The 15,239-nt window shown below is 30.0% G+C and carries 14 protein-coding genes; 1 reads left to right on the top strand and 13 read right to left on the bottom strand.

Annotated elements, in window-relative coordinates:
• Positions 1–44: 44 nt before the first annotated feature.
• The 3 genes from ITB9_RS13025 to ITB9_RS13015 are packed head-to-tail and all read right to left on the bottom strand — an operon-like array spanning position 45 to position 1,911.
• A complete protein-coding gene (locus ITB9_RS13025; RefSeq protein WP_054852578.1) occupies positions 45–1,289 on the bottom strand; it encodes an oligosaccharide flippase family protein in 1,245 nt (414 codons plus the stop codon).
• 31 nt (positions 1,290–1,320) lie between these two features.
• Positions 1,321–1,599, bottom strand: a complete 279-nt coding sequence (locus ITB9_RS13020) for an STAS domain-containing protein (protein WP_054852577.1) — start codon at positions 1,597–1,599, stop codon at positions 1,321–1,323.
• A gap of 39 nt (positions 1,600–1,638) precedes the next feature.
• On the bottom strand, positions 1,639–1,911 hold the full coding sequence (locus tag ITB9_RS13015) for an STAS domain-containing protein (protein WP_028606884.1): 273 nt from the start codon (positions 1,909–1,911) through the stop codon (positions 1,639–1,641).
• A 138-nt stretch (positions 1,912–2,049) separates the two neighbouring features.
• On the opposite strand from ITB9_RS13015, the gene ITB9_RS13010 reads away from it, so the two are divergent.
• Positions 2,050–4,116 carry a tetratricopeptide repeat protein gene (locus tag ITB9_RS13010; protein WP_054852576.1) on the top strand — a complete coding sequence of 689 codons (2,067 nt, stop codon included), beginning with the start codon at positions 2,050–2,052 and terminating at the stop codon, positions 4,114–4,116.
• Between the two features lie 39 nt (positions 4,117–4,155).
• On the opposite strand, the gene ITB9_RS13005 is transcribed toward ITB9_RS13010, so the two are convergent.
• The 10 genes from ITB9_RS13005 to ITB9_RS12960 all read right to left on the bottom strand — a co-directional run bounded on the left by ITB9_RS13005 (position 4,156) and on the right by ITB9_RS12960 (position 14,834).
• Positions 4,156–5,445: an APC family permease gene (locus ITB9_RS13005; protein ID WP_054852575.1), complete on the bottom strand. Its 1,290-nt coding sequence runs from the start codon at positions 5,443–5,445 to the stop codon at positions 4,156–4,158.
• 174 nt (positions 5,446–5,619) lie between these two features.
• Complete coding sequence (locus tag ITB9_RS13000) at positions 5,620–8,232, bottom strand: T9SS type A sorting domain-containing protein (protein ID WP_054852574.1); 2,613 nt, start codon at positions 8,230–8,232, stop codon at positions 5,620–5,622.
• 121 nt (positions 8,233–8,353) lie between these two features.
• Positions 8,354–8,842 (bottom strand): CAP domain-containing protein, encoded by a 489-nt coding sequence (locus tag ITB9_RS12995; RefSeq protein WP_028289390.1) that lies wholly within the window; start codon positions 8,840–8,842, stop codon positions 8,354–8,356.
• A gap of 219 nt (positions 8,843–9,061) precedes the next feature.
• Entirely contained in the window at positions 9,062–9,772 is a 711-nt protein-coding gene (locus tag ITB9_RS12990) for a LytTR family DNA-binding domain-containing protein (RefSeq protein ID WP_054852573.1), read from the bottom strand.
• 9 nt (positions 9,773–9,781) lie between these two features.
• On the bottom strand, positions 9,782–10,099 hold the full coding sequence (locus ITB9_RS12985) for a hypothetical protein (protein ID WP_054852572.1): 318 nt from the start codon (positions 10,097–10,099) through the stop codon (positions 9,782–9,784).
• 4 nt (positions 10,100–10,103) lie between these two features.
• The gene (locus ITB9_RS12980; protein ID WP_054852571.1) at positions 10,104–11,150 is read right to left on the bottom strand and encodes an ATP-binding protein; all 1,047 of its coding nucleotides are present in this window, start codon (positions 11,148–11,150) and stop codon (positions 10,104–10,106) included.
• Positions 11,150–12,283, bottom strand: coding sequence for an FIST signal transduction protein (locus tag ITB9_RS12975; protein WP_054852570.1), 1,134 nt, complete (start codon positions 12,281–12,283; stop codon positions 11,150–11,152). Before ITB9_RS12975 ends, ITB9_RS12980 begins: the two co-directional genes overlap by 1 nt.
• 3 nt (positions 12,284–12,286) lie before the next feature.
• A complete protein-coding gene (locus tag ITB9_RS12970) occupies positions 12,287–13,879 on the bottom strand; it encodes a PAS domain S-box protein (RefSeq protein WP_054852569.1) in 1,593 nt (530 codons plus the stop codon).
• On the bottom strand, positions 13,879–14,418 hold the full coding sequence (locus tag ITB9_RS12965) for a heme NO-binding domain-containing protein (RefSeq protein WP_054852568.1): 540 nt from the start codon (positions 14,416–14,418) through the stop codon (positions 13,879–13,881). The genes ITB9_RS12970 and ITB9_RS12965 overlap by 1 nt, the downstream gene beginning before the upstream one ends.
• A gap of 2 nt (positions 14,419–14,420) precedes the next feature.
• Entirely contained in the window at positions 14,421–14,834 is a 414-nt protein-coding gene (locus ITB9_RS12960) for a response regulator (RefSeq protein WP_028289397.1), read from the bottom strand.
• Positions 14,835–15,239 lie beyond the last annotated feature (405 nt).

Here is a 15,239-nt window from a genome sequence, read left to right as displayed (position 1 = left end):
AAACTACAGCCTTCAACCAAAATAAACTAAAAAAACACTCAATTCTATTGTTTCAACTTAGAGTCGAAAACAAAAAAACTAATTTGTATTACAAGTAATAACGACATGGCTATAATCTGCATGTGTACGACTTGCTCTAAACTGTCATGAAAAAATATTACTAATCCCATTTGAAGCATTCCAAATACTCCAGAGATCACAACAGGAATGTATCTGTCTAATGATAAATAGTAATATGCAAATATATTTGAGATGGCAAACAAACCTGTTGCCAAAGCGTACTTCCATAATAAAGGAGCCATAGCTAAATAACTATCACCAAATAAAATGGTTATTGCTGTTTTTGGGAATAAGGCACAACCAATAACGATAACGGTTGCAATTCCTGCTATATAACCAACATACTTAAACAATATTGGTGCTGTTGCTTTACCTTCTTTTTTTAACTGTACTACAGTTGGTAATAATAACATTACAAACATCCAAGCTATGAAGTAAACTATACGACCTATTAAGGCTAATGAAGCATATAATCCTGCATCATAAGAGTCAAAGTAATGTTTAACTAATAATATGTCACTATTATTAATTATAATTTGTGTTAGCTCATAAAACGCAGTGATTATAAAAAAGCTACGAACTTGTTTTGACTGCGTTGCATCAATAGCTAATATATTTTTAAATTTAATATTTTTAAATTTAAACGGAATTAATCCAAAACCAAACGAAATTAAAATTCCGATAGCAATCACAACCGATGATTGCATGTTAAATAAAAAGATCAATCCTAAGGTAATAACCAATCTACTTAGCATTTCTGCTTGATAAGTGATTGATAAAAACTTAAACTCTTTTTTACCCTGAAACACGCCTCTGTTTACACTCATTAAAAAGTAAAGCGGTATACCAATTCCAAATATGGTAAACATGCTTGACGACGATGTATTAAAAACAATTTGTAATTGTTTTGCAAATATTATAATTAAAGCTCCAAAGCCCAATCCAACAATAGTAGCATGCTTATATATTTTAGCTACAAAATTGGCGAAAGTTTCATTTTCAAAAATTACCGAAAACTTTGCTGTTACTAACTGAAATGTCATGGCTACAAAAGATAACACCAACAAAAAGGTAATTAAAACAGCTGCGTCTGCAAATTGTGCTGGTCCTAATACACGACCTAGAATTAGGTTGTATAAATAGTTTCCTCCATTTACTGCCAATACACTTAGCATAAACAGTTGCTCTGGAGATATTTTTCTTGATTTTAACATCGATAAAACTTGCATCTTAATAGCGATTTAAGGTTAAGGTTTTTAGTTATGCTACATTAGGATAGCTAAAGGTTTCGTAAATAGTTTCGCTATTTTTACCTTCAACAAAAAACATGTTTTGTTTCATTATCGCTTGACTATACATAACTTTTAAAACTTGTAATGCTGTTATATCAATAGATTCTACATTTTCAATATTTAATGTCATATTTGTATTGGACTCTAAAATGTAGCTAAAATGCTTTTTAAAACTTGTAATGTTTGCAGTATTTAAAACACCATCTAAAAAAATTGTATTGTCTTGTTGTGTTATTGTTAGTGCCATAATGTTTCAGTTTAAAAGGTTTAAATTTGGGTATAAGTATTAAGCTATGCTTAGTAATTCTTCATAAATATCTTTACAACCAAGTCCTACAATTACAAAAGGTTTATCCCATGATTTTGCATTATTATAAATAACTTTAAAAGCATTCATACCTTTTGCATCTATTTGAGTAACTTTATTAATATCAATCGTTAGGTTTTCTAAAGTATTAAGAGTGATGTTAAAATGGGTTTGAAAGCTACTTGCTGTGGTAGCATCAATTTGTCCTTCTAATGTAAATGTGTTATCGTTTCTTAATATTTTTAAAGCCATGTTGGTTTCTTGTTTGTTTCTGATACAAAGATGCAACGTAAACCTTTCAAATTCAGTTGAATTTCGACGAGTCGACGATTGGTGTAGATGAATGAATGGAAATGAATGCTTAACTTGCAAATGACTTAAAACCAGAACATGAAACTTAAATTTATATTTCTACTTACCTTATTATCAACTTCTTTTTTGGGATATACCCAAGACATGAAAGAAGGGTTTACCTATTTAGAAACTGGTAAGTACGCTAAAGCGGAAACTTTTTTTCAGTCTATTTTAAAACAATATCCAGACAATAAAACTGCAAGACTTTGTTATGGTCGTGCTATTGGACTAAACGGTAAACCTGAAGACGCCAACACCTTATTTACAAACCTATTGGCAGATTATCCTGATGATTTTGAAGTCAAGCTAAATTATGGCGAGTCTTTATTGTGGACTAGTAATTTTCCTAAAGCTAAAACCTATTTTAAATCTTTAATAGACGAAGACCCAAAAAGTTTTGCTGCACTATTAAGTTATGCAAACACACTTTCTAATTTAAAAGAATATGAAAATGCTTTAAAATATGTAGACAAGGCTTTAGATGTGTCTCCTGGAAACCCAAATGCACTAACATCTAAAAAATACATGTATTTAGGCTATGCTTACCAAAAACAACAAGCACAACAATACGATGAAGCCGAAGCATTACTTAAAAATAGTCTTGCAATTTTTAACAATGACAAAGACAGTTTATTAAACTTAGCTAATCTGTATTTAATTGCAAATAAATATGATGATGCTCAAGCTACTTATAATACCTTAGCAGCCAATCCTGATAATAAAATTATTGCTTTAAATGGTTTAGCGTTAGTATCTCACTTAAAAGGTAAAGAAAAAGACGCACTAGATTTAAGTACACAAGCCTATAACAGTTTAAATGAAACTACAGACGCTACACTAAAACAACAAACTACAGAGCGTAACGCGCAAGCGTTAATTTGGAATAAAAAATACAAAACTGCAGACACGCTAATCGCGAATTTAATTGAAACAAAACCTAATGACAATTGGGTCTTAGCTTTACGTGCAACACTTAATATTTACAAAAGTGACTTTAAAAAAAGTGTTACTGATTATGATCAAATTTTGGTTAATGACAGTACATCTTTTGACGGAAACTTGGGTAACGCAAATGCCTTAAAAGCATTAGGTAAATATGAAGCTGCATATAAGTCTGCTGAAAACACATTAAAGTTTTACGACAATCAAAAGGATGCCACAAACTTTATAAAAAACTTAAACACAACATTTACCCCTTTTTATGAAGGTAAAGTATCCTATAGTTTTGATAATGGAGACAATGAAGCTTTTGCTTTTAATAACACTTTAGAGTTTCCGTTTTCAACAAAATTTAAAATCTTAGGAAGCTATAATTATCGAAGTACAACTAACCCTGTTACTAATAACGATGCTACTTCAAATGACTTTAGTGTTGGTGCTTCCTATCAATTATTACCTAATTTATCTTTAAAAGGTACTGCTGGATTAACTTCAGCTACAGCAACAACTAATGACTACACACAAGTCTTAGCAGATATATCTTTTAATATTAAACCTTTTAAACTGCAGGATTTAACCGTTGGATATAAACGTGAAATACAAAGTTTTAATGCTGAATTAATAGATCGAGAAATCGTACAAAATAACTACTACGCCAATTATAGTTTAAATACTAATTTTAATTTAGGATGGTTTACTCAATATTTTTACACCAAACAAAGTGATGACAACGCTAGAAACTTATTGTTTACTTCTTTATACTATAACATTTTACCAAAACCATCACTTAAAGCTGGTATAAACTACCAATACATAACTTTTAAAGATCAGGTACCAAGTATTTACTTTTCACCAGAAACCTTTAATGCTGCAGAAGTATTTGCAAACCTTATTAAAGATGAAAACATAGCCAAACCTAAAGAATGGTTTTATGAGCTTACTGCTGCTACTGGATTACAATTTATTGACGACGACGAAAGCCAAAGTACTTACAGAATACAAGGAAAATTAGGCTATAAATTTTCAGAGCGTTGTTTGGCTAATATATTTGGAACACGAAGCAATATAGCATCTGCTACTGCTGCTGGTTTTACTTTTAACGAAATTGGTGTTCGTTTTAAATGGTTATTGTTTGACAAACCAGTGTTTAGAGATAAAAAATAAATTGATTTAATAAAGACAAACAATATTGTTTATTGATATTTAAAAACCACTTTTATGACTAATCGTTTTGTACATCCATTCCATTGTAAAGCAAAATACAATAACACCCAAAGCGATTAATACTCCAGAAATATTAGTTTGAAATTGCTGAACAATTAGTGTACAAAAAGCTACAAAACATAATATACTAGCTATTAAATGAATACTTTTTTTGGACTTCAATTCTTGATGTTTTTTAAATCCAATATAGTTTACTAAACCAAATATTAATAAAAATCCAGCACTTCCTGCTGTTGAAATGCTTTGAAGATTAAATAAATTAACTAACACTATTGACAATATTGCAGTAATTAAAAAACCTATTGGTTTGCCTAAAAACTTACGACAAAAGTATTTTGGAAGTTCTTGATCTTCGGCTATGTCATAATTTACCCTTCCGCTTCCTAAAATTGTAGCATTAATAGCTGAAAATGTAGAAATTAATGCTGTAATAGTAATTATAGTAAATCCTATTTGCCCTAATGTTGGTGCTGCTGCTTGAGCCAAAACATAATCTTTTGCATCTGCAATTTTATCAAAAGTCAAAGATCCAACAGTAACTATTGCTATTAAAACATATAATACAACAACAAAACCTACTGCTCCAAAATAGGCTTTTTCAGTATTTTGTTCTCTATTTTTTAAATCTGAAATAGAATTAGCTATTAGCTCAAAGCCTTCGTAAGCTACAAAAATTACCATACCACCAGAAAGCAACAAAAATGGAGCTTCCCAATTACTTGGTTTTAATTGTTGTAAATGTTCTGGATGTAATGAAAACCCATAAAATCCAATTGCTATAAAGGCTATTAAAATGGCTAATTTTATTATGACAGCAACAGACTCGATACGACTAACTAAACTAACACTTAAATAGTTAATAACTAAAGCAATTATTATTATTGCTGTTTGACAAATACGGACGTCTAAAAGTTTTTTCCCAGTAATGGTAAAAAGCTCAGCAGCATAAGACCCAAAAGCTGAGGCATATAATGCTAACATTACAATATAACTTATCCAAAGTAGATTGTTGATACCTCCTGCAAAAATGCCATTTCCGTATTGTTGATGTACAAATCTTACTGTCCCTCCTTTTTCTGGAAATTTTTTAGATAATTTAGCATAAGAATATGCCGTAAGCAAAGCTATAACACCTGCAAATAAGAAAGCAACAGGTGTACCTCCTTTAGCTAAAGAAACAGCCAAACCAAGCACTGCAAAAATTCCGCCACCAACCATTCCGCCTATCCCAATAGAAATCGCTTCTTTAAGATTAATTTTATTATTCAAAATTGATAGATTAATTATGCTTAAATATACAGAATAATAAGGTTTGAGTATTGTAAAATTATTACAAAAAAAAACAGGCAAGAGTTAACTCTCTTGCCTGTTTAAGAAACCAAATAAGACTAATTTAACTTTTTTGGCTTCCCTCGCTATCAATCAAAAAACAATGGGCAGTTACTATTTAACTAGCAACTTTAAGGGTTTATAATTTGTGTTAGTACTAGATAATTTACAGATGTATAATCCAGAACTTAAGTTTTGACTATTTATAGGTATGATATTATTTCCAACTAGTGACTCTACTGATGTTTTGTACACTATTTTTCCTAATTGGTTATAAATTATTAGTTCAACATTTTCAGATTTTTGGCTAGTAAAATGTAAGTTAGAAGCCTCTATCATTGGGTTTGGGTAAGCTATTAATGTATTGACTGTTTCAGTTTCAAAATCGTTTACTGATAAAGCATTTCCTCTTGAAAAACGTACATCTTGTATATCCATTTGCTTAGTAGTTACAGATCCATCCTCGCTTTGCATTGTAAATACAATAGTTACAATATCATTAGCTTCTAATGAAGGAGTTAAAGTAGAAGTAAACTCTGAAAATAATACAGCATGACTTTGGTAAGTATCTGTTAAAGCAATTGTTGTTTTGTATTGCTCATCCCAATTTGTAATACTTTGTTTTACTAAAGTAATTTCTAAATTTCCAGTACCTTTTGCTTTAAATTTAAAGCTAGTAAAGTCATTTAAATCTACTGCTTTAAAACGTGGTGTTAAAGCTCTGTATGCTGCTACATAAGTATCTGTTGTGGCATTTAATGTCACATTTCTTTCTATTGGAAAATCTTGACTATCAAAAGTCGTTGTGTTTGGAGATACTAAGTAGCTATTTACGGTTGTATTAGCTTCAGAATCGTCAACTCCCCAAGGTCCATCTGACATAAATAAATCGTCTGGTGTGTTTATACCGTCTCCAATTCTAAATCCTATATCAAATAAATTACCTGTAGAAACTTCTAACTCAGTTATATAATCTTGATTTAAATCTATAGTCGAATTTGAATAGTTAAAATCACTAGTTTCTGTTACTCTGTACCCAGAATCAAACCCTACGTTTCCTGTAGCATTTGTATTTATAATTTGAAGATCTAATGCTCCATTATTGTATTTTCCTTTTCTAACAAATACTGTTGGAGGAGTTGATAATTGGTAACCCGAAATTGCTTTTTCTGCATCCAATAAAATTAAAACTTCTTCTGCTAAGCTATATAAATCGTCTATCGAATCTGACCAGATTTGGAAGTTGTAAAAGGTTACGTTTTCTTCGTATAAATCTAAATTCCAGTGACTCTCAATAGCAAAGTTAGCATCGTTATTAGCTAGTTTAGCTGATAAGCTTAATACGTATTCAAAACTTCCGTCTACATTTTTTATAATTGATTTTATAAAAGGTTGACCATTAATATCCATGGTTGAAACCGAAATTAATTCGCCTCCTAATAATCTATCGCAAATATATTTTGTATGTTCATAAACTCCGTTTTCAGTTTTTAAAGCTAATACAGAAGCTATTGAAGCATTATTTTGCATATAGTCTACAGAGTATACTTCTGTTGCATTAGTAATATTTAATAAATCTTGTGGTGTTGAGTCTACTGCATAATCTTCGTTAATAGTTGTTAACGGTACAAAATCTTGTAATTGAAAAGTGGTATTAGATGCTGCTCTATTTACAGATGTATTACTAGTATCTTTAGTGACTCTTTTTGCTGACTTTTGATCAAATTTATAACTATTTTTAGCACGATTGAAGTTACGTTTGTTAATAGCTTCAGATAATCTTCCATTACTTTCTAAACCACCATCATTAGCTGTTGTTGGTGCCGGAATTACTGCACAACTACCAAATCCTGAACAAGAAGGATCATCACAATCAATCAATCCATCACCATCATCATCAATACCATTATCGCAAATTTCTTGTAATACAGGAGCTGTTGGACAACGTGCACCATCGTTACTAGCGCTTGATGGTCCAAAAGCAAATAAGTTAGAACTCATCTGACTTGAAGGGGTCAAGTCTTGTACACTTTGGATGACATATATTGTTCCTGTTTGGTTAGCAGACACATAAAAACGTCCGTCAGCATCAAAATAGACTGCTCCATAAGTGTATTTTAATCCAGCTAAAATTGGTACTTCACCTAAACTCTCAACAACATTTGTTGTTGGATTAATTCTATATAATATATTGCTATTTTTTTCTACTGCATATAAGTTTCCGTCTACTGCATTAAAAGCCCAATCATGTATACTTATATTTTGTGATAACGTTTCGGTAGATAAATACTGAGTATATGTTGGTGAGTTTGGATTTAAATCTACTTTAAAGTAAGTTGTACCACCTGCCTTAAAATAATATATACCGTCAGGACTTATATCTCCAACATATTTATTACCTGTAGTTAACTCTGGAATAATAAATGAAGTTGTTTGAAAGTCTTTACCAATTCTAACTATAGTATTAGAAGGTGTGCTTAAATATCCCCAAATAAAACCATCTGCAGGATTATAAGCTGCTGCGTTTATATTTCCAGAAGTAATATCTTCTGCTGCAAGAAAAGAGTTACCGGAAGCTAAATCTATTGCATATACATCATTGTATTGAAATAAATAAGCACTATAATCACAATTAAAAGGAATGTTTTGTCCTGTAACAGAAAAACTTAAAAGCAATATAGCTATCGCTGTAAGTTTTTGTATAAAGGTAGGTAAAGTTCTTTTCATGATATTGGTTTTTTGTTACAATACAAATTTAGGTTAGATCTTGGCTTTTTTTTATGTTTTTCGATTAGTGCTTTACTAGTGTAGACGAATGGTAACTATTTATAGATAAGCTATTTAATTATTATATTTTGATGAAAATATTAGTAAAATAACGCTTACCAGAATTGTCTTTTTCACAAGCAATACCTAAGTCTGTTAATTCAGGATTTTCAATGTTTTGTCTATGACCATCACTATTTAACCAAGCGTTTACCAAAGCTTGAGCGTTAGTAAAACCATAGGCTACGTTTTCTGACACCGTTTTTGCATTGACTTGATTTTTTAAATGTTGTGATCTGCTGTAAAAGTTGTCGTGACTGGCTTCACCTTGATCAACCATATATTGGCTATGTGATATTGCGACTGCTGATGCATTGTCTAAAATATTTAAGCTGTTTAATCCTAAAGAAATTCGGTGAGCATTAAGCAACTCTACAACCTCATAATCTAAAGTTGAATAGGTTACATTTATGTTTTTAGTGTTTAATTCTTCTATTTGGGTTTCATCTTGTGAGGAACAAGACATTAAAAATGTGTTACATACTAACACGACTATTAATAATTTTTTCATCTTAATTGGATTAATTTGATGATAAAATTAAAAGTAATGTATGATTCAATTAGAGGTTTTCGATTAGCTCATTTTTAAGTGTAGACGAATGGTAGAAATATACAGTTAAACGATTTTTAATACCGTTAAACTGATTTTTTGTTAAATTTTAAGTGTAAAATGGTTATTAATGCTGAAATAAAAGCGCAAAAAAAACATAAAACACTTAAAAACAATATATTACAATAGATTTAATCGTTTCATTAACTCTGGTCTGTTTGAACGACTTACTGGTATTACATCTTTTTTTATAAGAACACTATTGTCTTCAATGTCAATGATTTTTTTAACATTAATAACATATGACCTATGTACTTTCAAGAATAAATCATCTGGTAGTTTTTCTACTATCTTTTTTAAAGTAGAATGTACGGTATAATTCTTGTCTTCTGTTTTTACTTGAATATAATCACCTTTAGCCTCGACTAAATAAATACTTGGAATATCTATTTTTATTAAACGTCTGTCAATGTTGACGTATAAATCGTTTCCTGAAGTGGCTTCTACTTTTTCTGCATTAACAGTGTTTTTTACAGTATTTTGTTTGGCCTCAGCCTTAACTATAGCTTTATCAAAACGTGCTTGAGTTATTGGTTTTACAAGGTAATCCACTATACAATCGTACTCAAAAGCTTGGATTGCAAAATTTGGGTCTGAAGTAGTTAATATTATTTTTGGAGGATTTTTAAGTGTTTCGATAAAATCAAAACCTGTAAAATCTGGCATATGAATATCTAAAAATATCAAATCAACTTTATTTTGATTTAAGTATTTTATGGCTTGCATTGCATTAGGAAAGTCTTCTAAAACATTTAAACTTGGCACATTTGAGCATAATTGAGAAATTATAATTCTAGCTGTAGCTTCGTCATCAATTACAATACAATTCATATATAATATTTAGAGGGTCTCTAGATATGATGTTATAGTGTCAAGTATAGATTCAAACTCATTTTTATAATCAAATTTACTTTCTAGTAAACTATTCTCATAATTTACAGCCACTTCATATCCTTTTTCAAGCCCTAAAATACTAATTTTATGTTTAAGTTTATGCACATTATCTGCTGCGAGTTTAAAATTTTTTGCATTATAATTATCAAAATATTCTTTTTGCTCTTCTGGAAACTCTTTTTTAATTACGTCTATTAACTGCTGTTTAAAAGAAGCATCTCCACCTGATAGGTTATCAATATAGGTTTGGTTTGGTTGTTCCATGATGTTATTTTTTTAATGTAAAATAAAATGTTGTTCCAATATTTACTTGAGATTGAAGCCATATTTTTCCTCCATATAATTCGACAATTTTTTTAACTATAGACAAACCAATTCCTGAAGAATCTGGTGAGTTTTCTAGCTTATTAAAGGTTTTAAAGATCTTATCAAAGTAAGAACTATCAATACCTTTTCCGTTATCTTTAATATAAAATTGCCAATATTGTTTTTGTTCTTCTACTCCAATTTCAATTAGTCCTTTGTCTTTATCATTATATTTAATAGCATTACCAATTAGGTTTTGAAATAGTTGTTGTAATCTATATTTATCTCCTTTAACAATTGGTAAATTAGGTTTTGTAATATTAATATGATTTGGTACCTGAATTATTTTTAGAACATTGTCTATTAAATTGTTTAAATCTACATCATAGACTTCAATCTGGTTTTTACCAATAGTTGAGTACTCTAAAATACCACTTATTAATTTTTCCATTTTGTCAACACTGTCTCTAATAAGCTTAAGTGTGTGTTTTCCATTATCATCAATAACAGATTGATAGTCTTGAGTAAACCAAGTGGTTAAGGCATCAATACTACGTAATGGCGATTTTAAATCATGAGAAACCATGTGTGCATAGTCACTTAACTCTTGGTTTTGATAGGCCAACTCGTTTAATAATTCTTGTTTTTGTTTATTTATTTGAACAATTTCTTTAGTTTGATTGTCAATAAAATCTACCAAATTAGATCCTGTAAGCTCTACATTTTCTTTGCTATCTTCTTCTGTTAAATTATAAAACTTTAAAGTATCAATAACACTTTTAAGTTTTTGAATGACTTCTTTTTGCTCTTCTGCTTCGTTTTGTAGCTTACGATTGGCTGTATATAACTCGTCTGAGCTAATAGACATGGCTCTTTGTATCATGTTTGACTGCTCGTCAAAATTATTATAAGAGCTATCTATTGCATTAAAAAACTGAGTTAGTTCCTTATTGTTTTTTAAATCTTCACTTAAATATTTACGAATTTGTCTTTTTAATAGCGAATTCATTATTCACTAATTAATGTTATGGTCATGGTTTGATTGTGCAACTGACATGCTACTTCTCCATGAAAAGGTGCAATTTCTCCGTAGGAATAAAAACCACTAATTACAGTGTCTTTACCTATTACTTCTATAACTTCTTCAATTTCTTCTTCTACACGCTGATCTAATACCAATTTACGACCAATACAACTTACCAATAATGCTAATTCTGGTTTATTCTGTCTATGCTCTAACGCCTGTTTTGCAGCTTGCTCAGAAGCATTTGCAATATTATCTACGTTAGTCATCATTAATTGTACTTTAGAGTTTTCTTTAATGTCACCAGCTAAAACCACAGCATTTTCAGCTTCGTCAATGTTTAAAATAGATCTAACAATTGACTGGTTTTCGCCTTCAGACGTAACATTTAATGGATATAATAGTGCTGCTCCTGGTAAGTCTTTAGCTTTTTCGCCTAAATAGGTTTTATATAAATTTAAAGCTGGCTGTCCATCTAATTCATATAAAATATTGTCTTTAGATCTAGTAACTGTGCGCTCTGGACCAAAAGGTGTCCAGCCACCATGTATTGAAAATGATATCTCTAGTGTATCTCCATAAAAGCCAATTGCAACTAGCTCGCCTTCTTTTGGATTTTCGTTGTAAGAGGCTAATGTTTTTTCAAAACGCGCATCATCACCACATAATCCACCTGTTATAAGCAAATTGTCTTCGGTAGATGCACTCATCCCTTTAGTTAATTGGCTACCATTAATAAAACTTCCTTCAGAGACAACTAAAACATACTTTAAATTGTCTTGTGGTAATTGTTTTATTAGATCATTACCTGTTTTAAAACTATCTAAATTTGTATTTAAAACATTACTAGTTTTAATTTGAAACGTACTTTTTTCAAATTCTATGGCAGTTACTGTAATACTTTCTTCGTTAACTGTATTAGAAGAAATCTCTGCGCATGCAGATCCAAAAACAATGTGACCATCCGGAAACTTAGCCTTTAAATCTTGATAAATTGTAGTATCTTCCAACAAGTACCTGTTACCAAACACTAAAACCAAAGGTGCTTTTAACTCTTGATTTTCAACAACATATTGCCAATCTTTATTTTTATGTTTAACTAACTGTACTGTTTTCATGTCTTACTTTTTTAATGTAAAGTGAAAGGTTGTGCCTACTTTTGGTTCGCTTTCTAACCAAATTTCTCCTTCATGTAAATCCACAATTTTTTTAACTATGGATAATCCTATTCCTGTGGAGTCTTTACTTTTATTTAATGAATGAAATATTTTGAAAATTTTGTCGTGAAACTTTTTTTCAATACCCATTCCGTTATCTTGAATTGAAAACTCATAATGCGTTGGTAAATCAACTACATTAATTTGTATTAACCCTTCAGGCTTATCTATAAACTTAACTGCATTACTAATTAAGTTCTGAAATAACTGTTGTAATTTAGTTTTGTCTCCTTTAATTATAGGTAAGGGGTTTAAAACTTTTATATTAATGTGTTCTGGCACATATAGAATTTGGCATAAATCCAATACCATATTATTAATATTTACATCTGCTTGAGGTGATGTTTGTGCACCAACACTAGAATAATTAAGTACATCTGTAATTAATTGTTCCATTTTTTCAAGAGTCGTTTCAATAAGTGCAAAATTTTGAAGACTTACGTCGTCTAGCTTTCCTTGGTTATCTTCTTTTAACCAACTGACCAATGCGTTTATACTTCGTAATGGAGACTTTAAATCGTGTGATACGATGTGAGCATATTCTTGCAACTCATCATTACTTTTTTCTAGCTTAGTTAATAATTTTTCTTTTTGATTTTGAAGTGTTTTAAAATCGGTAATATCTAATGTTACAGCAATAGACCCTATTTGTTTACCTTCTATATCATAATTTGGGGCACCACTAACTAACCAATGTCTGTCATCTCCTGCTTTAGTTTGCACCTTAATTTCATAAGAATTTGACTCACCTTTAACACGTTTTCTTTTTTCTTCTTCTATTAATTCTGCTTCTTCATTATCTAATGTAAAAACGTCTTTTGCTTCAAAACCAATAAGTTGCTCTTGATTATATCCTGACATATCAGAAAAACTCTGATTTATCATTATAATTTTACCCTCCAAATTTATTTCTATAAGCCCTAAATTCATGTTAGCAATAATATTGCTATACTTTAATCTTTCGGCTTCTATACTTTTTTTATATTTATTCTGGATGGTTATATCTCTAACAATACCTTGTACAGCAACAGCTATATCATTATCATAAATCAAACTAGAGTTAATATGTACTAACTTTTGCTGTTTATCTCTAGTAGTAATATTAACTTGAAAATCTGTTGAAGCCCCTTCTTTTAGCATACCTTTAAACCAAGATTGTACTTTATCTTTCTCTTTAAGATCAAGCATTTCTAAAAGATTAAAATCTTCATTAGCATCTTCAAACCCTAAAAGCGTTACAGCAGAATCATTCATTTTTAAAATGTTTCCCCATAAATCTGTGATAACGTAAGCATCAACAATGTTTTCAAAAACACCTTGTAATTGTGAGTCTGCTTGAGTTAATGAGGTTTCTAAATGAAAGTTGGTTTCTTTTAATTTTTGATTAGTTTCAAAAAGTTCTCTTGATTTTTCTTCAAGAATTTTCTCAGCTGCTTTTCTAGCAGCCTTTTCTCTTTTTAAAGCGCGTTGTAGTATCTCTACTTGGTTTTGACTCATTAGTTTTTGTGAATAACAAATCTTACTTCAGTTCCGTCTTCTTTAATTTTTTCTAATTCTATTTTTGCTGTTGCATTAAAATGCTCGAAAGTTTTGTTCATCAACCCTAAACCAAAATGATGCATTGCACGACTTGACTTGTAAATAACTGTTAAGTCGTTTTCAGACTTGTTTTCTACAACAAATGTTGGCAGTTCTGCATCTGGATAAATTTTTCTGACCTCAACATGAATGTGGTTTTCAATAGACGAAATCATCTCTATTGGGTCTTTATACGTAGCTAATAAACCAGGGTAACTTACTTCAATTACACCAAAAAAGTGCTCTGCATATACTAATAACAAATCATCTATAGAGATACCTGTATTAGCACTAAGGTGTTGTAATAATTGTAACATTTCAGAAAAACTGTATGTCCCAACAGCTGTGTATGCTCCTCCAGATTCTAGATCTGAGCTTGATATAATATTATCAACCATTTCTAGTCCAAACTTATCTTCTACTAGTTCTAAAAATTCTGTAAAAACAATTCCTTTCATAATTAAACTACAATTAATTCATTTACACTCCAATATGCTAATAATTTTTCAATTTTACTAACGTAATCTTCGTATTTTAATGGTTTTATAACATAACCTGCAACACCTATTTTATAACATTCTAATAAATCCTTTTGATTGTTAGACGTTGTTAATATGATAGTAGGAATGTATTTTAAAACATCATCTTTTTTAAGAATACCTAAAAACTCAATACCATTAATTTTAGGCATATTTAAGTCTAATAATATAATGTCTGGTAGATTGTCTTTGTTTTCTAATAACTGAAGCGCTTCTTCACCATTATTAGCTTCAATAATTTCGTGATCTAATTGCAAAGCAGAAGTTGTACGATTTAACTTCATTTTTTCAATCATGTCATCTTCTATTAGGAGAATTTTAAGTTTTTTTTGCATTGCGAGGGTATTTTGACTATTAATTAAGGCCAAATCTAATATAATAAGTAAGTTTTACAACTAATTTTCGTTTAGACCGATTTTAAACAAGGTGAATAACCTTTAAGTGTCGACGAATGGAAAAAGAGTCTTATTCTTTAAAAAATCGTATAGATTTTATAGTATTGGATTTTGCTTGGCGTTTAATTTTATTTAACTCTATTAGAAACTTTAGAGAAAATTTATTTAACTCTTTCTTACTCAGACGCATTTCTAAAAAAGATATAAATTCTAGTTGCTTTAAACTAGATTGTAATGTTTTATGATTATTAGTATTGAAAGCTTGTTTAGTCTTAACTTGCTTTGTAGGTTGTATCTTTTTTTTATTAAATAGACCTATAACTGTTAGTAAAAGAGGGAATTTCA

The organism is Olleya sp. ITB9 (genome assembly GCF_001315805.1).
In the GTDB taxonomy this organism is placed as follows: Bacteria; Bacteroidota; Bacteroidia; order Flavobacteriales; family Flavobacteriaceae; genus Olleya; species Olleya sediminilitoris.
The sequence above is the reverse complement of the archived record's forward strand: the minus strand, read 5'-3'. Positions and strand labels throughout refer to the sequence as shown.